General features: G+C 72.6%; 20 protein-coding genes. 9 read left to right on the top strand and 11 right to left on the bottom strand.

Features of this window, described 5'->3' with window-relative positions; genetic code table 11:
- Positions 1–54: 54 nt before the first annotated feature.
- On the bottom strand, positions 55–2,136 hold the full coding sequence (locus ACIA6T_RS14390; RefSeq protein ID WP_399446816.1) for a HelD family protein: 2,082 nt from the start codon (positions 2,134–2,136) through the stop codon (positions 55–57).
- Positions 2,137–2,407: 271 nt separating this feature from the next.
- Here ACIA6T_RS14390 and ACIA6T_RS14385 point away from each other — a divergent pair, with 271 nt between their 5' ends.
- Positions 2,408–2,593, top strand: a complete 186-nt coding sequence (locus ACIA6T_RS14385; RefSeq protein WP_399446815.1) for a hypothetical protein — start codon at positions 2,408–2,410, stop codon at positions 2,591–2,593.
- A gap of 51 nt (positions 2,594–2,644) precedes the next feature.
- On the opposite strand, the gene ACIA6T_RS14380 is transcribed toward ACIA6T_RS14385, so the two are convergent.
- Complete coding sequence (locus tag ACIA6T_RS14380) at positions 2,645–3,400, bottom strand: helix-turn-helix domain-containing protein (protein WP_399446814.1); 756 nt, start codon at positions 3,398–3,400, stop codon at positions 2,645–2,647.
- A 221-nt stretch (positions 3,401–3,621) separates the two neighbouring features.
- Between ACIA6T_RS14380 and ACIA6T_RS14375 the strand changes: the two genes are divergently transcribed.
- From ACIA6T_RS14375 to ACIA6T_RS14360, 4 genes are all read left to right on the top strand, one after another.
- Positions 3,622–4,287, top strand: a complete 666-nt coding sequence (locus ACIA6T_RS14375; RefSeq protein ID WP_399446813.1) for a DUF4097 family beta strand repeat-containing protein — start codon at positions 3,622–3,624, stop codon at positions 4,285–4,287.
- A gap of 30 nt (positions 4,288–4,317) precedes the next feature.
- Positions 4,318–5,274, top strand: coding sequence for an ATP-binding cassette domain-containing protein (locus ACIA6T_RS14370; RefSeq protein WP_399446812.1), 957 nt, complete (start codon positions 4,318–4,320; stop codon positions 5,272–5,274).
- On the top strand, positions 5,271–6,062 hold the full coding sequence (locus ACIA6T_RS14365) for an ABC transporter permease (RefSeq protein ID WP_399446811.1): 792 nt from the start codon (positions 5,271–5,273) through the stop codon (positions 6,060–6,062). The genes ACIA6T_RS14370 and ACIA6T_RS14365 overlap by 4 nt, the downstream gene beginning before the upstream one ends.
- A gap of 165 nt (positions 6,063–6,227) precedes the next feature.
- Positions 6,228–6,611, top strand: coding sequence for a hypothetical protein (locus ACIA6T_RS14360; protein WP_399446810.1), 384 nt, complete (start codon positions 6,228–6,230; stop codon positions 6,609–6,611).
- Positions 6,612–6,615: 4 nt separating this feature from the next.
- On the opposite strand, the gene ACIA6T_RS14355 is transcribed toward ACIA6T_RS14360, so the two are convergent.
- The 3 genes from ACIA6T_RS14355 to ACIA6T_RS14345 form a co-directional block, all read right to left on the bottom strand.
- Positions 6,616–8,259: a DNA repair helicase XPB gene (locus tag ACIA6T_RS14355; RefSeq protein ID WP_399446809.1), complete on the bottom strand. Its 1,644-nt coding sequence runs from the start codon at positions 8,257–8,259 to the stop codon at positions 6,616–6,618.
- A 96-nt stretch (positions 8,260–8,355) separates the two neighbouring features.
- On the bottom strand, positions 8,356–8,541 hold the full coding sequence (locus tag ACIA6T_RS14350; protein WP_399446808.1) for a hypothetical protein: 186 nt from the start codon (positions 8,539–8,541) through the stop codon (positions 8,356–8,358).
- Between the two features lie 452 nt (positions 8,542–8,993).
- Entirely contained in the window at positions 8,994–11,813 is a 2,820-nt protein-coding gene (locus ACIA6T_RS14345; RefSeq protein ID WP_399446807.1) for a helicase-associated domain-containing protein, read from the bottom strand.
- Between the two features lie 117 nt (positions 11,814–11,930).
- Here ACIA6T_RS14345 and ACIA6T_RS14340 point away from each other — a divergent pair, with 117 nt between their 5' ends.
- Both ACIA6T_RS14340 and ACIA6T_RS14335 read left to right on the top strand, forming a co-directional pair.
- Entirely contained in the window at positions 11,931–13,121 is a 1,191-nt protein-coding gene (locus ACIA6T_RS14340; RefSeq protein WP_399446806.1) for a hypothetical protein, read from the top strand.
- Between the two features lie 343 nt (positions 13,122–13,464).
- Positions 13,465–14,130 carry an HAD family hydrolase gene (locus ACIA6T_RS14335; protein ID WP_399446805.1) on the top strand — a complete coding sequence of 222 codons (666 nt, stop codon included), beginning with the start codon at positions 13,465–13,467 and terminating at the stop codon, positions 14,128–14,130.
- A gap of 11 nt (positions 14,131–14,141) precedes the next feature.
- Here ACIA6T_RS14335 and ACIA6T_RS14330 read toward each other — a convergent pair whose 3' ends face one another.
- Complete coding sequence (locus ACIA6T_RS14330) at positions 14,142–14,420, bottom strand: hypothetical protein (RefSeq protein ID WP_399446804.1); 279 nt, start codon at positions 14,418–14,420, stop codon at positions 14,142–14,144.
- 164 nt (positions 14,421–14,584) lie between these two features.
- Here ACIA6T_RS14330 and ACIA6T_RS14325 point away from each other — a divergent pair, with 164 nt between their 5' ends.
- Positions 14,585–14,968 carry a cold-shock protein gene (locus tag ACIA6T_RS14325; RefSeq protein WP_030864536.1) on the top strand — a complete coding sequence of 128 codons (384 nt, stop codon included), beginning with the start codon at positions 14,585–14,587 and terminating at the stop codon, positions 14,966–14,968.
- 4 nt (positions 14,969–14,972) lie between these two features.
- On the opposite strand, the gene ACIA6T_RS14320 is transcribed toward ACIA6T_RS14325, so the two are convergent.
- The 4 genes from ACIA6T_RS14320 to ACIA6T_RS14305 form a co-directional block, all read right to left on the bottom strand.
- The gene (locus tag ACIA6T_RS14320; protein ID WP_399446803.1) at positions 14,973–15,833 is read right to left on the bottom strand and encodes a 1,4-dihydroxy-6-naphthoate synthase; all 861 of its coding nucleotides are present in this window, start codon (positions 15,831–15,833) and stop codon (positions 14,973–14,975) included.
- Complete coding sequence (locus ACIA6T_RS14315; protein WP_399446962.1) at positions 15,820–16,542, bottom strand: futalosine hydrolase; 723 nt, start codon at positions 16,540–16,542, stop codon at positions 15,820–15,822. The genes ACIA6T_RS14320 and ACIA6T_RS14315 overlap by 14 nt, the downstream gene beginning before the upstream one ends.
- Positions 16,543–16,550: 8 nt before the next feature.
- A complete protein-coding gene (locus tag ACIA6T_RS14310) occupies positions 16,551–17,051 on the bottom strand; it encodes a DUF2771 domain-containing protein (RefSeq protein WP_399446802.1) in 501 nt (166 codons plus the stop codon).
- 64 nt (positions 17,052–17,115) lie between these two features.
- Positions 17,116–18,549: an MFS transporter gene (locus ACIA6T_RS14305; protein ID WP_399446801.1), complete on the bottom strand. Its 1,434-nt coding sequence runs from the start codon at positions 18,547–18,549 to the stop codon at positions 17,116–17,118.
- 342 nt (positions 18,550–18,891) lie between these two features.
- Between ACIA6T_RS14305 and ACIA6T_RS14300 the strand changes: the two genes are divergently transcribed.
- Positions 18,892–19,818 carry a DUF3027 domain-containing protein gene (locus ACIA6T_RS14300; RefSeq protein ID WP_399446800.1) on the top strand — a complete coding sequence of 309 codons (927 nt, stop codon included), beginning with the start codon at positions 18,892–18,894 and terminating at the stop codon, positions 19,816–19,818.
- Positions 19,819–19,932: 114 nt separating this feature from the next.
- On the opposite strand, the gene ACIA6T_RS14295 is transcribed toward ACIA6T_RS14300, so the two are convergent.
- Positions 19,933–20,853 carry a hypothetical protein gene (locus ACIA6T_RS14295; RefSeq protein WP_399446799.1) on the bottom strand — a complete coding sequence of 307 codons (921 nt, stop codon included), beginning with the start codon at positions 20,851–20,853 and terminating at the stop codon, positions 19,933–19,935.
- Positions 20,854–20,858: the final 5 nt, after the last annotated feature.

The following is a 20,858-nucleotide window of genomic DNA, read 5'->3' as shown; positions in this document are numbered from 1 at the left end:
GCTGTCCGCGGGAGCGGCGGTAGGCGGCTGCCTGCGGGAGCGGGGGAGCAGGGGTTACGTCAGTTGGTCCGGTAGGGGTGTCGCGTGCGTGACGACCAGGCCCGATACCGCTCGGGTCAGGGTTACGTAGAGGCGGCGGAGGCCTGTGCGTTCGTCGGGTTCGGCGGTGACGACCGCGCGGGGTTCGTCCAGGAGCACGTAGTCGTACTCCAGGCCCTTCGCCAGGGAGGCCGGGACCAGGGTCAGGCGGGTTTCACGGGTCGTCTCCTCGCCGGGGGCGATGTAGGTGATGCCCGCCGCCGTCAGTGCCTTCGCCAGTTCCGGGATGTGGGGGTCCGCCGCGATCAGGCCCACCGAGCCCTCGTTGCGCAGGAGTTCGCGGCACGCGGACACCACGTCGTCCGTCCCCCCGGACCGGCGGACCTCGAAGAAGCCCGGGTTCTCGCGGATCGACGCCACCGGGGTCAGCCCCGGAGCGATGTGCGTCAGGAGCCGGGAGGCGTAGGTGATGACGTCCGTGGGGACGCGGAAACCGGCCGTCAACTCCTCGATCACCGCGTCCTGTTTGCCCAGGTGGAGCAGGGCTTCTTCCCAACTGCGGGTCGCCCAGGGTGTGGTGCCCTGGGCCAGGTCGCCGAGGACGGTCGCCGAACCGGTCGTGCAGCGGCGGCCCACCGCGCGGTACTGCATGGGGGACAGGTCCTGCGCCTCGTCCAGCACCACGTGTCCGAGGGAGTGCGTGCGCTGGACGAGGTCCGTCGCCTCGTCGATCAGTACCGCGTCCGCCACCGACCACTTCGCCGACTTCACCGACCGCGCGGGCTTCGCCCACAGGATCGTCTTCTGCTCCTGCTCGTCGAGCAGGCCCTCCGCGTGCTCCGCCAGGAACTCCGGGTCGCTCAGCAGCCGTAGCACCAGCTTCGCCGGGTCGACGGCCGGCCAGACCGTCTTCACCGCCGCCTTCACCGCGCTGTCGCGGGCCACCGCGTCCTGCACACGGTCGTCCGGTGCCTCGCCCGCCCGCTCCATCCGCACCAGCACGGCGTGCGCGACGCGCTGCGGAAGAGCGTCGCGGGCGGCACCGTAGCGGATGTCGCGGTCGAGCAACTGCCGGACGATCTCCTCCAGTTCGTACGCCGGGACCCGCCAGCGGCGTGAACCCCGTACGACCACGACCGGCTCGGTGGGCATCGTGACGTGTGCGTAGAGGGCCCTGCGCAGGACCTGTGCCATCCGGGCGTCGCCCTTGACCACCGCCGCCGGCGCGTCGTCCGTCCCGCGCACCTCCACGTGTGCCACCAGGTCGTCCACCGTGGCCTGTGCGACCGTCAGCTCGCCCAGTGCGGGCAGCACCTGCTCGATGTAGTGCAGGAAGGAGCGGTTCGGCCCGACGACCAGCGTGCCGGTGCGGGCCAGCCGCTCGCGGTGGGCGTAGAGGAGGTAGGCGACCCGGTGCAGGCCGACGGCGGTCTTCCCGGTGCCCGGGCCTCCCTGCACGCACACGCTGCCCGACAGCCCGGACCGTACGATCTCGTCCTGCTCGGGCTGGATCGTGGCGACGATGTCCCGCATCGGGCCGACGCGCGGACGCTCGATCTCCTGCTGGAGCAGCTTGCTGGTGGTCGCCGCCTCGGACGGGTCGGAGAGGCGCTCGTCCTCGTACGCCGTGAGGTCGCCGCCGGTGTAACCGAAGCGGCGGCGCAGCGCGATGTCCATCGGGTCCTTCTTGGACGCCCGGTAGAACGGCTGCGACACCGGCGCACGCCAGTCGATCACCATCGGGTCGCCGTCCGCGTCGTGCACGTGCCGGCGCCCGATGTAGAAGAGTTCCCCCTCCGCGCCCTCGGCCTGCTCGGCGCCGGGGGAGCGCAGATAGTCGAGACGGCCGAAGAACAGCGGGGTGTCGCTGAGGTCGGCCAGCGCCTTGATGCGCTCCTCGATCTGGTGTGCCAGCGCGGCCGCGTTGACCCAGTTCGCCGTGACGTCGCTGATGTCGAGGGCCTCGACGTCCTCCCGCATGGCGCGCAGCGCGGAACGGGACGCGGCGAGGTGGGAGCGTTCGCGGGCGAGCGGATCGTCCGCGGGGGTGGTCGCGGGATTATCTACGGGTTCGTCTACCGGCGTGGACGCGGACAAGGGGGTGCCTCCGGGGCCTGCTGCTGGGATTGCTGCGGCGGAATACCGGCCGGTTTCCGTCCGGGCGGCGGCGCTCCGTGAGAGGAGGCGGGCAAGAGCGGAGATTCTAGGGCGCAGGGCCGGTGCGCTCCAAACCGTTTACCGCCCTCCCCCTAGGGGCGAAGACTCCTGCCTGAGGAGTACGGGTCGCCCCGGAGGCGTACACGGAGGCCTCGCGGACCGGTCCCTTCGGCCGATGCCCGTACCGCGGCCGGGGAACAACCATGGAGGCATGAGCGCAGCGACCCTCCACCCCACCACACCGCCGGTGCGGCCGACCGGCGCGCCCTCGGTCCAGGGCCGTCGTCCGCACCGCCTCGGCGGTGCCCTGCGCGCCGTGAAGGTGTTCCTCGGCGCCGCCCTCGACGTGATCCTCCTCGGCGAGTACGACGAGGAGGCGGGCGTCCGCCGCGGGTAGGCGGTGTTCCCTCCGCCCCGCACGGCGGCCGTCGCGCCCGCGGTCGGCAGGCTACCCGTGATCCGGATCCGGTCCGGCGGTGTCGTCCGGGGTCGCTCCGGGTTTCGTGTACAGGACCTTGCGGGCCTGCTCGGCGGCGCGGATCATGGTCTCGGCCACGAAGTCGAGGAAGCGGGCGGCGTTCTCCAGACGCACGGCGGCCGGTGTGCCGGGCCCCATGACGCCGACGCCCTGCCGTGAGGTCTCGGCGACCTGGGCGGTGGACCGGGCGCTGGCGATCATCGACTGGTACCAGATGTCCTCGTCGAAGCCGTAGCGCTCACGGCGGCCCTCCTCGCGGTACCGGCGGACGAGGCCCTGGCTCTCCAGGAACGTGATCGCCTTGGAGACGGACGCCGGGCTGACCTGGAGGCGCTGGGCGAGTTCGGCGGCGGTGAGGCTGCCGCTGTCGGAAAGGGTCAGGCAGGCCATGACCCTGGCCATCATCTTGGGCGTGCCCGACGCTATGAAGACGGTGGTGAGCGTCTCCTCGTACGCGCGCACGGCCTCCGCGTCGCGGCCGTAGTCCTCCGTATGGGCCTTCGGCCCCCGCGGCGCCGCCTGCCTGCGCCGGTGGGCGCGGCGTTCGGTGGCGCGGTGGGCCAGGTCCGCGCGGTAGGCGGTGGGTCCGCCGTTGCGCATCACCTCGCGCGTGATCGTCGAGGTGGGGCGGTCCAGACGTCTGGCGATCTCCGCGTAGGCGAGCCCGTCGGCCAGCCCCGTCGCGATCTGCTGGCGTTCCTGCTGGGTGAGCCTGCCTCCTGGCAACGCGGTCTCCTTCGTGGTCCGTGGTGGCTCCAGCATAGCGTTCACTCTCAATTCATTGCAACGAGCCGAGTTCGCTTGTTGCATTAGATCTCAAGCCGTTGCAACGATATTGCTGCTCTGAGCTGCATAAATAACGTTCTTATGCAACAAGTGCATTGCCGTAACCATGAACGCAACGTAGCGTTTCCGGTGTCAGAAACGACAGCCCGAAGGAGCGCACGATGCAGTTCGACACCCCCACCCCCGTCTCGGTCGTCCTCGACATCCCCGCCGGCCGCATCCGGTTCATCGCCGCCGACCGGGCCGACACCGTGGTCGAGGTCCTGCCCGCGGACGCCACGAAGAGCCGCGACACGAAGGCCGCGGAGCGGATCAGGGTCGAATACGGCGGGGGAGTCCTGCGGATCGACGGCCCGCCGGCGAAGAACCAGATCCTCGGCCCGTCCGGATCCGTCGAGATCACCGTCCAGCTGCCCGCCGGCTCCCACGTCGAGGCGAAGGCCGCCGACGCGGAGCTGCGGGGCGTCGGCCGGCTCGGCGACGTCGTCTTCGAGGGCGCGCAGGGACCGGTCAAGCTCGACGAGACCGCGAGCGCCCGCCTCACCGTCCTCGCCGGCGACATCTCGGTCGGACGTCTGGGCGGCCCCGCCGAGATCAGCACCCAGAAGGGCGACATCCGCGTCACCGAGGCCGTACGCGGCACGGTCGCGCTGCGCACCGAGCACGGTGACATCGCCGTCGGCGCCGCCCGTGGAGTCTCCGCCTCCCTCGACGCCGGCACCGGCTACGGCCGGGTCCACAACACGCTCAGGAACGCCGACGGCGCCGCCGGCCTGACCGTCCACGCGACCACCGCCTACGGCGACATCACCGCCCGCAGCCTGTGACCGCCCGCTGCCCGTAAAGGAGAACCCCTCATGACCGGCTTGGCCATCGCGGCGAACGGGCTGCGCAAGTCCTACGGCGACAAGACCGTCCTCGACGGCGTCGACCTGACCGTCCCGGAAGGCACGATCTTCTCCCTGCTCGGCCCGAACGGCGCCGGCAAGACCACCGTCGTCAAGATCCTCTCCACCCTCATCACCGCGGACGCGGGCGACCTGCGCGTCGGCGGCCACGACCTCACCGCCGACCCCCAGGCCGTGCGGGCGGCGATCGGTGTCACCGGTCAGTTCTCCGCCGTGGACGGCCTGATCACCGGTGAGGAGAACATGCTCCTCATGGCCGACCTGCACCACCTCCCCAAGCGCGAGGGGCGGCGGGTGGCCGCCGAGCTGCTGGAGCGGTTCGACCTGGCGGAGGCCGCGAAGAAGCCCGCCTCCACCTACTCCGGCGGCATGAAACGCCGCCTCGACATCGCCATGACCCTGGTCGGCGACCCGCGGATCATCTTCCTCGACGAACCGACCACCGGACTCGACCCCCGCAGCCGCCACACCATGTGGCAGATCATCCGCGAGCTCGTCGCGGGCGGCGTCACCGTCTTCCTCACCACCCAGTACCTGGAGGAGGCCGACGAACTCGCCCACCGCATCGCCGTGCTCCACGACGGCACGATCGCCGCCGAGGGCACCGCCGAGGAACTCAAGCGGATCGTCCCCGGCGGACACGTCCGGCTCCGCTTCACCGACCCGGCCGGCTACCGGTCCGCCGTCTCCGCACTGCGCGAGGCGACCGAGGACGACGAATCCCTCACCCTCCAAATTCCCAGCGACGGCAGCCAGCGCGCACTGCGCGCCGTACTCGACCGGCTCGACTCCGCCGGCGTCGAGGCGGACGAACTGACCGTGCACACCCCCGACCTCGACGACGTCTTCTTCGCCCTGACCGGCGGCGCCGCCGTCCCCGCCCAGCCCAAGGAGGCCGTCCGATGAGCAACCTCGCCCTCGCCGTGCGCGACTCGTCCACGATGCTGCGCCGCAACCTCCTGCACGCCCGGCGCTACCCGTCGCTCACCCTGAACCTGCTGCTCACGCCGATCATGCTGCTGCTGCTCTTCGTCTACATCTTCGGCGACGCGATGAGCGCCGGCCTCGGGGACGGCGGAGGCGACCGGTCCGCGTACATCGCCTACATCGTGCCCGGCCTGCTGCTGATGACCGTCGGCTCCACCACGATCGGCACCGCGGTCTCCGTCTCCAACGACATGACCGAGGGCATCATCGCCCGCTTCCGCACCATGGCCATCCACCGGGGATCGGTGCTCATCGGGCACGTCGTCGGCAGCGTGCTGCAGTCGGTCGCGAGCGTGGTCCTCGTCGGCGCCGTGGGCGTGGCCATCGGCTTCCGTTCGACGGACGCCACGGCCCTGGAGTGGCTGGCGGCGTTCGGGCTGCTGGTCCTGTTCGCCCTGGCGCTCACCTGGATCGCCGTCGGCATGGGCCTGATCAGCCCGAACGCCGAGGCCGCCAGCAACAACGCGATGCCGCTGATCCTGCTGCCGCTGCTGTCCAGCGCCTTCGTCCCGGTCGAGGGGATGCCGGGCTGGTTCCGGCCGATCGCCGAGTACCAGCCCTTCACGCCCGCCATCGAGACCCTGCGCGGGCTGCTGCTCGGCACGGAGATCGGCCACAACGGATGGCTGGCCGTGGCCTGGTGCCTGGGCCTGGCGGTGCTCGGCTACTTCTGGTCGGCCGCCAAGTTCGGCCAGGACCCGAAGTAGCCCTCGTGCGAGGGGACGAACCATGCCCCGCGCCCCGACTCCGGGGCGGCGTACTCCGACACCGCGTCGGTGCACGCCGCCCCCTCGGCGTCTGAGTACGCGGACACGTCCCGCTGAGTACCCGCGCCGGTGCGCCGGCCACCGCCCGGCCGCTTCACTGGCCGTATGAGCCACCACCACGCCGCCGCCCCCGTCCCGTCCGCCTGGCAGCACCGGGCCGAACGGGACCCCCGCGCCTGGGTGGCGCCCACCGTCGCGACCGTGCTCGGGGCGCTGCTGGCACCCGTGGCGTTCCTGTTCGGCGGGCTGTCCGTCATGGCGACCGACAGCTGCGGACCCGACGACTGCTCGCAGGCGCTGACCGACACCCTGACCGTGATCTTCGGAACCCTGTTCTACGGCGGCATCCTCGCGGTCGGCGCCTGGCTCGCCTCCTGGCTGCTGCCCTGGACCCGCCGCTGGTCGGTGCCGCGGATCTGGCTGGCGGTCCTGTCACTCCTGCCCTGGCTGTTCGTCCTGCTGCTGGTGTTCAACCTGCCCGAGGGGTGACCGGTCAGCCGTCGGTGAGCAGCTCGTCCGCGTCCATGATCCGGTACGCGTACCCCTGCTCCGCCAGGAACCGCTGGCGGTGCGCCGCGAAGTCCTGGTCGATGGTGTCCCGGGCGACCACGGAGTAGAAGTGGGCCTGGTGCCCGTCCGCCTTGGGCCGCAGCACCCGGCCGAGCCGCTGCGCCTCCTCCTGCCGGGAACCGAAGGTGCCCGACACCTGGATGGCGACCGTCGCCTCCGGCAGGTCGATCGAGAAGTTCGCGACCTTGGACACCACCAGGACGTTGATCTCGCCCTCCCGGAACGCGTCGAACAGCTTCTCCCGCTGGGTGTTCGACGTCTCGCCCTTGATCACCGGCGCGTTCAGATGCTCGCCCAGCTCGTCGAGCTGGTCGATGTACTGCCCGATGACGAGGATCTGCTGCCCCGCGAACCGCCGGACGATCGCCTCCGTCACCTTCTGCTTGGTCGCCGTCGTCGAGCAGAAGCGGTACTTCTCCTCCTGCTCCGCCGTCGCGTACGCCAGCCGCTCGGAGTCGGTGAGGTTGACCCGGACCTCCACGCAGTCGGCCGGGGCGATGTAGCCCTGCGCCTCGATCTCCTTCCACGGCGCGTCGAACCGCTTCGGGCCGATCAGCGAGAACACGTCCGACTCACGGCCGTCCTCACGCACCAGGGTCGCCGTCAGGCCGAGCCGCCGCCGGGCCTGGAGATCGGCGGTGAACTTGAAGACCGGAGCGGGCAGCAGGTGCACCTCGTCGTAGAGGATCAGGCCCCAGTCCCGGGAGTCGAACAGCTCCAGGTGCGGGTAGACGCCCTTCCGCTTCGTCGTCAGCACCTGGTAGGTGGCGATGGTGACGGGGCGGATCTCCTTCCGCGTCCCGCTGTACTCGCCGATCTCGTCCTCGGTCAGCGAGGTCCGCTTCACCAGCTCGTGTTTCCACTGCCGGGCCGAGACGGTGTTGGTGACCAGGATCAGCGTGGTCGACTTCGCCTGCGCCATCGAACCCGCGCCGACCAGCGTCTTGCCCGCGCCGCAGGGCAGGACGACCACACCGGAGCCGCCGTGCCAGAAGTTCTCCACGGCCTGCTTCTGGTACGGGCGCAGCGCCCACCCGTCCTCGACCAGCTCGATGGGGTGCGCCTCGCCGTCCACGTACCCGGCGAGGTCCTCGGCCGGCCAGCCCAGCTTCAGCAGCGTCTGCTTGATCTGCCCGCGCTCCGAGGGGTGCACGACCACCGTGTCGGGGTCGATACGGGCGCCGACCAGCGGCGCGATGCGCTTCGAGCGCAGTACCTCCTCCAGCACGGGCCGGTCGGTGCTGGTGAGGACGAGGCCGTGCGCCGGGTGCTTGTGCAGGCTGAGCCGGCCGTAGCGGTCCATGGTGTCGGCGATGTCGACGAGCAGCGCGTGCGGCACCGGGTAGCGGCTGTACTGCACCAGCGCGTCCACGACCTGCTCGGCGTCGTGCCCGGCCGCCCGCGCGTTCCACAGGCCGAGCGGGGTCACCCGGTAGGTGTGGATGTGCTCGGGCGCCCGCTCCAGTTCGGCGAACGGCGCGATGACACGACGGCAGTCGTCGGCCTGCTCGTGGTCGACTTCGAGGAGCAGGGTTTTGTCGGACTGGACGATGAGCGGACCATTCACGCGCGGCTGCCTTTCTGTGACGGGCTCGGCACGGGCACTGCGGCCAAACCTCCAGTCTGCCCGATCGCGCGCGCTCACGGTCCCGAGCGGACCGGGCTACATCGGCGCGGGCAGCGTGAGGTTGTTCACCAGCGGCCCCTCGACGAACACCCCCTCGGTGAGGAGCGGATCCCCTCCGGCGGCCGGGACCGGCAGCGGCAGCGCGGCGGCGGCCGGGGCGAGCACCGCGACGAGCGCGAGAGCGGAGAGACAGACGGCCACCGCACGGAACAAGGAAGCCACGGGACACCCTTCATTCTCTTCGGACTGCTTCGGGCTGCTTCGGACTGCTTCGGACTGCTTCGGACGACGGGAACGGGCCGGTCCCGGGGACGAGGGACCGGCCCGCCGTGAACGAGAAACGGAACGGATCAGAACGCGAGACGAGTCATGACACGGATACGTGTCAGAGGGTCAGGCCCCCGCCGAGGTCGATCCCGACCGCGGCGGCCTCGGCGGCGAACGCTCCGAGCAGCACGGCCGTGGAGGTCAGTACGGCGGCGACGCGACGAACGGCACGCATGGGACTTCCTTTCTGTTGCGTGCGAACGGACCACGGTGGCTTCCGGGCCCGTTCAGGACACCCGGTGGCTGCCCAACGGCCCGCCACGGGATGCGCGACGCCCCACAACCTCGCTCATCGGGGGGAACGCCCCGGCGTGGCGTGCATGAAGTCCGCCGTACACCCGAACGGCTCAGCCCTCGTCGTCCGCCAGCTCCGCGACCCCCGTGATCCTGTGCAGCGGATACGTACGCACCTCGTCCGCGGTGTGGTCGTACGCCGTGACGAAGCCGCCCTCGACCCGGACCGGGGCGATGACGCGCTGGCTGGCGCCGCCCTCGGCGTTGACGTAGCCGATCCACAGCGCCTCGCCGGTGAGGACGGCGGCCTGCACGGTGGCGAGGGTCTCGGCGGCGGTCGTACGGGGAGGCTCCCCGTGGTCCGGCTCGCCCCCGGCGGCCGGTCTGCGCGGGGCGGTGGAGGCGAGGTCGCCGGCGCGGACGGCGCGGACCGCCGCCGTGAGCAAGGTGTCGTCCGGGACCGGCGGCCCGTCCGGGACCGGCGCGGGAGGGGTGCACGGCGGGGTGCGGTGGGCGTCGGCGCGGGCGATCACCACATCGCCCTCCGCCGACTCGGCGGCCGGCGCGAACCCCATCGCGCGCAGCCCCTCCAGCAGGCCGGCCGGATCGGCCCGCGCGGCCAGCACGGTCGGGGCCAGCCGGCGCAGGCCCAGCCCCGCGGCCCGCTTGTCGGCGAGGATCTCGCTGAGCACGGCGTCGTCGTCGCAGCGGACGTACGCCGAGGCGGCGCCGACCCGCAGGTGCCCGTGCCTGCGGGCGACGTCGTCGATGAGGTACGCCAGCGGCTGCGGCACCGGTGTACGGGAGTGCGCGGCGAGGAAGGCGTGCAGGTCGGAGGCGGTCCGCCCGGCGTCGAGGGCGCGCCGTACCGAGCCGGGCGTGAACCGGTAGACGGTCGCGCCACCCTTCGACTCCACGTCCGCGAGGACCCCCAGCATGTCGGCGAGCGGACGCTCCAGCGGGCCCGGCGCCACCGCCGTCAGATCGGCCTGGAGGAGCACGTGGTCCAGCGGTTCGGGCAGCAGCGGCGCGAGCAGGCGGGCGGCGGCAGCGGCGGCCGTGGCCTGCTCGGCGGGGGAGAGCGGCACCGGCGCCGGAGCGGGCCGGTGGTGCACGGGCAGCTTGTCACCCGGCCCCTCGGGCTCCGCCTCCGCCCGCCTGGCCGCGGGCGCGCCGATCAGCGCGCGCCCGTGCGCGGACAGCGCGCCACGTCCGGTGACCCCGAGCATCTCCGCCTCGGAGAGCGTCCACCGCGCGACCCGCGCCCGCAGATCCTCACCGTCCCCCACTCCCGAGGCCCCCTCCGCCCCGCGAGCACCTCCGGCGACGGAGCCGTACACACCACGAACACCCCCTGCTCCCGCACCGCGAGCACCCTCCGCCGCCGACACACCCGCCCAGCGGGTGCCCTCCGTGCCGGGTGGGCTCCCTGCCGCCGGGTCGCCCGCGCCGCGACCGGCCCTCGCCGTCGGGCCGCCCGGCGTCTGCCAAGTGCCCTCCGCCGCCGAAGAGGCCGTGCCGGCCGCCCCCCGCCCGCCCCCGCGCGGGGGGCGTTCCCAGCGCAGGCGTGCCAGGACCGACTCCGGGGCCGGTGCGGCTCCCTCCGGGAGGCCGGACAGCAGAGTCAGGACCCTGTGCCGTACCTCCGGGGCCACCGAGCGGTCCAGGCCCGGACCCAGGGCCGACAGCGTGCGGTCCTTCGCGTCCCGCCCGCCGACCAGCCCCGCCGTCCGGGTCGCCGCCAGCCACGCCGTGACCAGGTGCGCCCACCGCTCCGCGTCCGGCCGCTCGCGCCACTCGTCGTACGCCGGGGTCGCCGCGTACCGCTCGTCGTCCCCCACTGCCTTAAGGGCGTGGGAGGTACCCCCACCCCCGTCGGAGGCCAGCAGCCCGGCCGCGTAGGCGAGTTCCACCCAGAACGCGGCCACCGGCTCGGGCACGTCCAGGGCGGCGGCGGTCCGCTTCAGGTCCCGCACGCTCAGCCCGCCGGCCCGCAGCACCGCCGGGCCGCCCTCGTGCCAGTCCTTCAGCAGCTCCTCGACCGTCGACAGCGCCGTGTACGCCTGCCCGGCCGCCGTCGCGTCCACCACCTGCGGACGGTGCGTGGCGGCGGCCTCGACGGGCGGCGGCGACGGCTCCACCGCCCGGTGCGCCCGACCGGCCCGCAGCCGCAGCGCGACCTCGCGCGGCAGGACGACCGTCCCGGGCGCCGTCGGCAGCAGCAGCCCCCGGTCGAGCAGCCAGCGCAGCCGGGGCGCGGGATCGGCGGTGACCTGCCCGTACGGCGGGCCCCAGACCAGCCGCTCCAGCACCTCCACGGACTCGGCCGGCGCCTCGTCGAGCAGCGCGGACATCCGCGCCGGGTCCTCGAACAGGGCGGTCAGAGCGGTCACGGCGGACACCGAGTCGTGCGTGGAGGGCAGTCCCGCCGTCGCCACGATCTCCTGGATCCGCCCCGGCGACATCCCGGCGGTGGCCTCCCGCACGGTCGGACCGAGCCCGGTCGGCGAAGGATGCTGCGGCGACGGCGCCAGCAGCTCACGGGCGGTGCGCACCAGCCGCAGCCGGTCGTCGCCACCCCACACCAGCGCCTGCCCGCGCAGCACGCCGAGCGCGTGCGGCAGCGCGGCGGAGACCGCCGGGGCGCGGTCGTCGCCCGCCATCAGCCCGAGCAGTTCGTCGTACGACGCCGGATCCGCCGCCACGGCCAGCGCCTGCGCCGTCTGCAGCGTGAACCGGTCCAGCCGTTCCAGCGCCCGTACCACCGAGGCGCGGGTGCCGGCACGGGTGGCGAGCTGGGTGAGGTCGGTGGGCACGGGCGTGACGAGGTCCGGCCGGCTGCGCAGCAGCGCGGCCAGCGCCGCGTCGTCCCGCCCCCGGAGGGCCTCGGCGAGGGATCGGGGGGCCGCCGCGGGCTTCTCCTCGGTGCTCATCCGCCTCACGTTAGCGGGTGGGTACGCCGGTGGCGTGCCGGGAGTTGGGTCGGCCGGCCCCACTCGCGGTACCGTCGGGCGACGGTGTCCCGACGCATCCGTCCCGGAGGGGACTTCGTGGGTATCGAGAGCGACCAGGTCGTCTACGAGTATCTGAGCCGCGTCGGCGACGTGGCGCAGCAGCGGCAGCTGCCGTCGGCGGCCCGCATGCGGCTGGTCGCCGAGCTGCGCGACGAGATCGACCGGCGGCGGGCGAAGGCCGTGGTCGATTCGCCCGCGGCGGTCCGCCGCATCATCTCCCGCATCGGCACGCCGACCGAGGTCGTCACGGCGGCCGAGGACACCTCCGGCCCCGCCCCGGGCTCCACCGGCCTCGCGCCGCCCGCCGCCGTGCCGGCGCAGCGGGAGCGGGCGGGCGGCGCCGGGGCCCGCGGCAGCGCCCGTGAGGACGCGGGCGGCGACGCCCGTGAGGACGTCCGCGGTGATGCCCGTGGGGGCGCGCGCGGTGACGCCCGTGACAACGCCCGCGGTGACGCCCGTGACAACGCCCGCGGTGACGCCCGTGACAACGCCCGCGGTGATGCCCGTGACAACGCCCGCGGTGACGCCCGTACCGACCGCCCCAAGGGCATCCTGCGCCGGATCGTCCCCCGCCCCCGTCCTGCCGGGACGCCGGACAGCGGTCCCGCCCCCGCCGGCGTACCGTCCCCGCCGCACCGGGCCGGTACGGACGAACTCGGCGACAGCGCCACCCAGCCGGACTGGTGGCGGGTGGACAACAGCGCGTTCGGCATCGGTGACGAGGTGCCGGGTTTCGTCGGCGGTGTCGAGATCCCCGAACTCCTCAAGCCGCCCCCGGCGAAGGAGAAGGAGGAAACTCCGGCCGGACCGGCTGCCGTGCCCGCGCCCGAGGCCGAGGAGGAGCCCGCCGCTTCCCGTCGCCGCCGCTTCCTCCCGCGCCTGCCGTCGGGTCGCTGGAGCAACCCCCTGCTCCTGCTCGCCGCCGGGCTGCTGGTCGCGGGGACCGTGATCGGTGACTGGCGGGCCCTGATCCTGGGCTGGCTCATCGCCTACGCCTCCCGCCGTCTGACCCAGGCGGAGATCAAATGGGCGGTGGTCATCCTTCCCGGCCTCGCGCTCGCGGGCGGTGTCGTGTGGCTCTGGGGGAGGACGGCGGGGCGCTGGGGTACGCCCATTGCCGAGGGGCACATGAACGCCGCGATCTCCGAGACGTGGCCGTGGGTCATCCGGGCTGCGGCTCTCACCACGGCGCTGTTCCTGGTCTGGCGCTCACAGCGCCAACGCTGACCCTTCAGCCGAACTCAGCCCGTCCGACACCACTCAGCCCCTCCGGCGTTTGAGGAGCGGGGGTCCGGGGGCGGCGCCCCCGGGGACGGGAAGGGAAGGGGCGGCGGGGGCGATCCAACTGGTTGCGCTCACGGCGCTTGCCAGGTGCCGCTGCGCCCACCCGCGCCGCCCCAGCGGCACGATTGCCCGCAGCTACCGCAGCTACCGCAGCTACCGCAGCTACCGCAGCTACCGCAGCTACCGCAGCTACCGCAGCTACCGCAGCTACCGCAGCTACCGGAGCTGCCCGCGGCTGTCTCGGGCGTCCGCCTGCCCGCCGCAGGCGTTGGGCACAATGGCGCGCATGGCCATCACCACCCCCCTCCCGCCCACCGTCGGCTTCGACCTCGACATGACGCTCATCGACTCCCGCCCCGGCATCCGTGCCTGCTACCTCGCACTGGCCGAGCGGACCGGGACGTACATCGACGCCGATCTCGCGGTCAGCCGCCTCGGGCCGCCGTTGGTGGACGAGCTGGTCAACTGGTTCCCGGCCGAGCGGGTCGACGAGATGGCGGACCTGTACCGGGCCATGTACCCGACGTACGCCATCACCCCCACGCCCGCCCTCCCCGGCGCCCGTGAGGCGATAGCCGCCGTACGGGAGGCGGGCGGGCGCGCGATCGTCGTCACCGCCAAGTACGAGCCCAACGCCGAACTGCACCTGGCCCACCTCGGCATCGAGCCGGACGCCGTGATCGGGAACCTGTGGGCCGAGCGGAAGGCGCTCGCGCTGCGCGAGCACGAGGCCGCCGTCTACGTCGGCGACCACGTGGGCGACGTGCGCGGCGCGCGGACCGCCGGCGCGCTGTCCGTCGCCGTCGCCAGCGGCCCCTGCGACGCCACGGAGCTGCGCGAGGCCGGCGCGGACATCGTCCTCACCGGTCTGACGGAATTCCCACGGTGGTTTTCGGACCACTGCTCGGACCACTGCTCGGACCACTGCTCGGACCACCGCTCGGACAACTGACCGGAAACCGCTCAGGAAACCGGACCGGAAACCTGCCGGGAAACCTGCCCCGCCCGCGCCCGGCGGCGCCCCGCCGCGGCCGAACGCAGTACGCCCGCGCCGGCCATCAGGAATCCGACGGCCATGAACATGCTCAGCCCGAACATGTAGGTGGGAAAGGGCGTCGTCCCGAGGAACAACGGGGCCACGGTGACCAGAGTGGCCACGGCGCCGACGAAGAAGACGATGGCACCGGCACGGACCAGACCGTCACCGGGCGCGGGGGAATTCGCTTGGGTTTTGTCACGCACCGGACCAGGGTAGTTCCCAGCGCGAAGGAACAACCGGGTGACGTCTTGTCACCGGCCCGAAGACCATTAGCCTTGGTACCGGCGGGTCATCGGGCCCGCCCGAGTGCTATCAAGAGCCGTTTTCCGAAGCAGTTTTCCCGACGAGTACGAGGACGAGGACAGACGTGCCCACCGGCAAGGTCAAGTGGTTCAACAGTGAGAAGGGCTTCGGCTTTCTCTCCCGTGACGACGGCGGAGACGTCTTCGTGCATTCCTCGGTCCTCCCCGCCGGAGTCGAGGCCCTCAAGCCGGGCCAGCGCGTCGAGTTCGGCGTGGTCGCCGGACAGCGCGGCGACCAGGCCCTCTCCCTGACCGTCCTGGACCCGGCCCCGTCGGTCGCGGCGGCCCAGCGCAAGAAGCCGGACGAGCTGGCCTCCATCGTCCAGGACCTGACGACCCTGCTGGAGAACATCACGCCGTCACTGGAGCGGGGCCGCTACCCCGACCGCGCGGCCGGCAAGAAGATCGCCGGCCTGCTCCGCGCGGTCGCCGACCAGCTGGACGTGTGAGAGGTCAGGGAAACCGCAGCGCGTCCGGGCCGAGGGGCGGCACCAGTCCCTCGGCCGCCGCACGCGTGAGCAGCCCCCGTACGGCCGCGTGGCCGTTCTCGCCGAGACCGGCCGTGAACTCGTTGACGTACAGCCCGATGTGCTGGTCGGCGACGGCCGGGTCCATCTCCTGGGCGTGCTCCATGACGTACGGACGCGACACCTCGGGCTCGTCCCAGGCCATCCGCACTGATGTGCGAATGGACTCGGCGAGCCGTGTCAGCGTCTCCTCGCCCAGCGACCGCTTCGCGATGATCGCGCCCAGCGGGATCGGCAGCCCGGTGGTCCGCTCCCAGTGCTCACCCATGTCGGCGAGCCGGTGCAGCCCGTAGTCCTGGTACGTGAAGCGCGCCTCGTGGATGACGAGTCCCGCGTCGACCTTCCCGTCCCGTACGGCGGGCATGATCTCGTGGAACGGCATCACCACGATCTCCCCGACGCCACCCGGCACGATGTCCGCCGCCCACAGCCGGAACAGCAGGTACGCCGTCGACCGCTCGCTCGGCACGGCGACCGTACGGCCGGTCAGGTCCACCCCGGCCTCCCGGGTCAGCACCAGCGGCCCGCAGCCCCGCCCCAGCGCGCCCCCGCAGGGCAGCAGGGTGTACTCGTCGAGGACGTACGGCAGCACCGCGTACGACACCTTCAGCACATCCAGCTCACCGCGCTCGGCCATGCCGTTGGTGAGGTCGATGTCGGCGAACGTCACGTCGACGGCGGGCGCGCCGGGGACACGGCCGTGGGCGAGGGCGTCGAAGACGAAGGTGTCGTTCGGGCAGGGCGAGTAGGCGATCCGCAGCCGCTGCTGCTGCTCAGGGGTGGTCATGCTGTATCCAACTCTCCAGGACGGGCGCGAGCTTCCCGAAGCCCTCGGTGAGGGCCGTCAGGGCGTCGCCGATGCGCCAGGCGGCGCGGTCGCGCGGGCCGACGGGGTTCGACACCGCCCGCACCTCCAGCACGGGCACGCCGTGCGCGGCGGCGGCCTCGGCGACCCCGAAGCCCTCCATGCCCTCGGCGAGGGCGTTCGGGTGCCGGGCGCGCAGTTCGGCGGCACGGTCGGCGGTGCCGGTGACGGTGGAGACGGTGAGGACGGTGCCGGGGCGGGCGTCCGTCACTCTGACGGCCTCCCGCACGAGTGACCTCGGGGAGTGATGCGCGACGCGCCCGAAGCCCAGTTCGGTGACGGGGAGGAAACCGTCCGCGGTCTCGGCGCCGAGATCGGCCACGGCGATCGTGCGGGAGACGACGAGCGAGGCGACCGGCGCCTCGGGCTGGAAACCCCCGCCGATACCGGCGCAGACGACGAGACCGTAGGGGGCGCCGTCGAGGGCGGCGGCGGTGAGCGCGGCGGCGGTGGAGGCGGCGGCCGAGGCGGGGCCGACACCGGTGGCCACCAGATCACACCCACGGTCCGTCCGGACCAGGCCCACCCCGGGAAGGTGCACCTGTTCCACGTCCCCGGGGAACGCCCCGGCCACCGCGTCCCGCTCGACGGGGACCGCGGTGGCCACGAGAACGCGTGAGGACGACGTGATCAGACTGATCAGTCTTCCTTCTTCTTCAGCCGGAAGGACCACAGGCCCGTGGTCGACTCCTCACCCTCCTTGATCGACACCAGGGTCGAGTCGCCCTGGGCGCCGTACTGGGCGTTGAAGAACACGCTGCCCGGGATGACCTGGTAGGTCTTCTTGCTGGAGTCGACCAGCGGCTGACCGTTCATCAGGATGGTCCAGCCGTTGTCGGCGATCTCCGGGTCGACGCCGAAGCGCACTTCCCTGGTGGGGTCGACGTCGATCTCGTCGATGCCCTTGTCCTTCAGGCACTCGTTGAGCGTCTGGGTGTTCAGGGCCTCGCCCTCGCCACCGCAGGTGGCCTCGGAGCTCACCGAGTCGCCGCCCACCGTGATGGTGGCCATCGACGTCGGCTTGTCACAGGCGGCCAGGACGAGCAGTCCGGCGGATACGGCGCCGACGGCGGCGACGGCACGGCGGCGTCGCACAGCGCGGTGACTCGGAGCGGCTGCGCCGCGGGGCAACGTGGTCATGGGGCGAAGGCTATCTGGCGCGTCCGCCGTACTTCCCATGCGGGGGTACGGCGTGGCCGCGCCGTTACGCCACTCGCGCCCGCCCCGCGTTCCCCTGCCGGGCCGAACGGATCAGCCCGCGGACCGTGGTCAACCAGCCCGCGGCGACGATCGCCGCGCCCACCGCCAGCCCCAGCGTGCCGATCAGCGGCATCGCGATGCCGATCGCGCCGCCCAGCACCCACGACATCTGCAGCAGCGTCTCCGAGCGCGCGAACGCCGACGTCCGCACCAGCTCGGGCACGTCCCGCTGGATCAGCGCGTCCAGCGACAGCTTGGCCAGCGCCTGCGCGAACCCGGCGACCGCGGCGAGACACGCCACCAGGACCGCGCCGAAGAACGCGGCGGCCAGGATCGCCGCACTCACCACACACGCCACCACCGTCACGATGATGATCTCCGGGGCGCGCGACCGCAGCCACGCCCCGACCGCCGTGCCGAGCGCGTTGCCCGTTCCCGCCGCCACGCCCACTATGCCGAGCGACACGGCGGCGCTCTGCCCCGTCATCGGGTGCTCGCGCAGCAGGAAGGCGAGGAAGAAGATCAGGAAGCCGGTGAGGCAGCGGATGGAGGCGTTGGCGCCGAGCGCGTGAGTGACGGCCGGACCGACCGTCCGCAGGCCGGGACGTTTCTCCGCCTTCCGGTGCGGGCCGTGCAGATGCCGCTCGTCGGCGGCGAGCAGCGCCACGTCCTCACCCTTCGCGGAGTCCACCTTCGGCGGCAGCCGGAAGGACAGGAACATCCCCGCCACGAAGATCACGAACGCCCCGTACAGCGGCCAGCGCGGCCCCACCTGTTGCAGGCCCGCGCCGATCGGCGCGGCGATCCCGGTCGCCAGCAGCCCGCCGAGGGTGACGCGCGAGTTCGCCTTCACCAGGGAGAAGGCGGGCGGCAGCAGCCGCGGCACGACCGCGCTCCTGACCACCCCGTACGCCTTGGACGAGACCAGCACGCCCAGCGCCGCCGGATACAGCTCCAGCCCGCCGGTGATCACCGCGCCGGACAGGACCAGCGCGAGCAGCGCCCGGGCGAGCATCGCGCCCGCCATGGCGGCGCGGCGGCCGTGCGGGAGACGGTCCAGGAGCGGACCGATCACCGGGGCGAGGAGGGTGAACGGCGCCATGGTGATGGCGAGGTAGAGGGCGACCCGTCCGCGTGCCTCGTCGGTCGGCACCGAGAAGAACACGGTGGACGCCAGCGCGACCGTGATCATGACGTCGCCGGCGCCGTTCACGCCGTGCAGCTCGATCAGCTTGCCGAGCCCGGACTCCCCGGCGCCGTGCGCGTGGGTCGCCTTGCGGATCCCCCGCGCGGTTCTGGTCACCGGGAAGTGCAGGGCGCGCCCGAACGCGCGAAGACGGCCGCCCGCCCGGCTCGTCCCGAAGCGTCGGCCGCTGCCCCTGACCCCTTTCGGCCCACCGGTCCCGGTGGCGCCCTGGGGTGTCCTCGCGGTAGCCACGACGCCATAGTGCCCCGAGAAGGCCGTGTGTAATGCCGTATCGCCGTGGACACCGCCGTGGTGCGGCTGTACGGCCGAACACCGGAGGCCGACGGGAACACGCCGCCGGGGGTGGCCGGCCGGCCCCGGAAACCGGCGCGCGGGACTCCGTAACAACCGTCGGTGTAGGCCCAGCGCACGCGAGAAGGTAGCGTGCGTATCTCAGCCATCCCGCAGAATGGATGGAGGCGCGCCCGAGCACGTTGTGGCGCGGACGTCGACGCGGTCCCACTGTCCGCTCCGTCCGCCCCCCGTGCTGGGAGTGGCGCACTCGTGAGACGGCGTAGGAGAGAAGCGATACCTGTGAGCGCAGCGACAACGCGAAGCCGCACCCCCGACCGCCTGTGCGCCGAGGCCGTCGACCTCGCCCGCGCCGCCGCCGAGGAGGCCGCCGCGCCCGGGGTCGTGGGCGAACACGAGGGGCTGGTCTCCGAGGGCGACCGCGTCGTCACCCACTTCTTCGGGTGTCACGAGCCCGGCTACCGCGGCTGGCGCTGGGCCGTCACGGTGGCCCGCGCCTCCCGCGCCAAGATCGTCACGGTCGACGAGGCGGCGCTGCTGCCCGGCCCCGACGCGGTCCTCGCCCCGGAGTGGGTGCCGTGGAGCGAGCGGCTGCGCCCCGGCGACATGGGCCCCGGCGACCTCCTCCCCACCGAGGCCGATGACCTGCGTCTGGAGCCCGGTTTCTCCGGCGAGGAGGAGCCGCCGCCGAGCTCCGCGGTCTCCCACGAGATGGCCGACCTGGTGGAGGCGGAGGACGCCGAGGTCACGGCCGGCGCCCCGGCCAGTCTGCCCGTCGCCCCGTCCCGCGGCTCGATCGCGGCGGTCGCCGAGGAACTCGGCATGCGCCGCGCCCGGGTCCTGTCCCGCTACGGCCTGCACAGCGCCGCCGACCGCTGGGAGGAGGGGTTCGGAGCGAAGACCCCGATGGCGCAGGCGGCCCCCGCCTCCTGTGTGTCGTGCGGTTTCCTCACCCCCATCGGCGGCTCGCTGGGCCAGGCGTTCGGCGTGTGCGCCAACGAGTTCTCCCCGGCCGACGGCCACGTCGTCTCCCTGGCCTACGGCTGCGGCGGCCACTCCGAGGCCGCGGTCATGCCGAAGCCCCCGCAGCCGGCCCCGCCGGTCATCGACGAGACCCGCGTCGACCCGTTCCCCCTCCGCCCGTCCGCGGACTCCGGCTCGGTCCCGGCGACGGAGGACACGTCGTCGGCGGACCTGGGGCACTCGTAGCACCGGCCGGGGGCGGCACGGCTCAGACGCGTACCGCCCTCAGGGCCTCGCCCGGGGCGGTACTCGGCTCCCGCAGGGCTTCGGGCGCCTGCTCGGGGCGTGGAACGGGTTCGGTCACGCGTCCTCGAAGACCTTTTCGGCCTTCGGGGCGGCGAGGGCGCGGGCGAGCCAGAGGCGGAGGAGTTCGGGGTCGGTGCAGTCCGTGATGCGGCTGCGGACGTCGTCGGAGATGTCGAGGCCGCGCTGCTCCAGGACGAACAGGATGTCCTCGGCACGGTCCTTGACGCGGGCCTCTTCGCGGACTTCGCGCTGGACTTCCTCGCGGACTTCTTTTCGGACTTTTTCCCGGACTTCTTCGGCGAGGTAGGACGTGTAGAAGGAGAGGTCCACGGCCACCAGGTTCCTCCAGAGGTGCTTGGCCGGGTTCTTGACCAGGCCCTGTGCGGTGAATTCGATCAGGGGACTCGCGATGTCTTTGGGCTCGTCCCGCAGTGCGGTGGACAGGGCCTTCAGTATCGCATCGACGACCGGTTCGGCAGCGTGTGTGATGGCCGCCAGGCTGGCCAGGGCCAGGTCGGCGCGGGCTTCTTCCGGATCGGTGATCACGGGCATGTTGTGCGGACCGGCGACCATGGGGCGAAGGGTGAGGGTGGGCATCTGGGGCGGTCCGCAGCTCACCGACTGCTGGGCCCATTTGGCCGTGGCGTGGTCCTGGCAGACGACCAGGAGGGCCGTGGGCAGCCGGTACTTCGACCACAGATACGCGGTGTAGTACGCCCAGCTCGCCGGCTTGTCCGGGTGTTTCCTGCCCTGAGCCTCGATGGCCAGGAGGAACGGGCCCTGCTCCGCGGTCTCGAAGCGGAGGAGTGTGTCGACCCGGCGTTCGACGGGGTTGGTCTCCGTCAGGTCGGTCGGTAGGGCTGTGGCCTTCACCGGAGTGGGGATGTCGACTCCGAGGAAGCGCGAGACGCGGCTGAAGAGTCCGGGGTCGTGCTGGAAGATGCGGTGCATCGCCTCGTGGGGCGGGCTGACCATGGGTT

This window comes from Streptomyces sp. NPDC051740, assembly GCF_044453165.1.
Lineage (GTDB): Bacteria > Actinomycetota > Actinomycetes > Streptomycetales > Streptomycetaceae > Streptomyces > Streptomyces atrovirens.
This window is presented reverse-complemented; position numbering and strand designations above follow the sequence as displayed.

Bases quoted from the DNA above. Each gene is read 5' to 3' on its own strand.
- ACIA6T_RS14385 (WP_399446815.1), top strand. From the start codon at position 2,408: ATGAGCGCAGCGACCCTCCACCCCACCACACCGCCGGTGCGGCCGACC.
- ACIA6T_RS14375 (WP_399446813.1), top strand. From the start codon at position 3,622: ATGCAGTTCGACACCCCCACCCCCGTCTCGGTCGTCCTCGACATCCCC.
- ACIA6T_RS14370 (WP_399446812.1), top strand. From the start codon at position 4,318: ATGACCGGCTTGGCCATCGCGGCGAACGGGCTGCGCAAGTCCTACGGC.
- ACIA6T_RS14365 (WP_399446811.1), top strand. From the start codon at position 5,271: ATGAGCAACCTCGCCCTCGCCGTGCGCGACTCGTCCACGATGCTGCGC.
- ACIA6T_RS14360 (WP_399446810.1), top strand. From the start codon at position 6,228: ATGAGCCACCACCACGCCGCCGCCCCCGTCCCGTCCGCCTGGCAGCAC.
- ACIA6T_RS14345 (WP_399446807.1), bottom strand. From the start codon at position 11,813: ATGAGCACCGAGGAGAAGCCCGCGGCGGCCCCCCGATCCCTCGCCGAG.
- ACIA6T_RS14335 (WP_399446805.1), top strand. From the start codon at position 13,465: ATGGCCATCACCACCCCCCTCCCGCCCACCGTCGGCTTCGACCTCGAC.
- ACIA6T_RS14320 (WP_399446803.1), bottom strand. From the start codon at position 15,833: ATGACCACCCCTGAGCAGCAGCAGCGGCTGCGGATCGCCTACTCGCCC.
- ACIA6T_RS14310 (WP_399446802.1), bottom strand. From the start codon at position 17,051: ATGACCACGTTGCCCCGCGGCGCAGCCGCTCCGAGTCACCGCGCTGTG.
- ACIA6T_RS14295 (WP_399446799.1), bottom strand. From the start codon at position 20,853: ATGGTCAGCCCGCCCCACGAGGCGATGCACCGCATCTTCCAGCACGAC.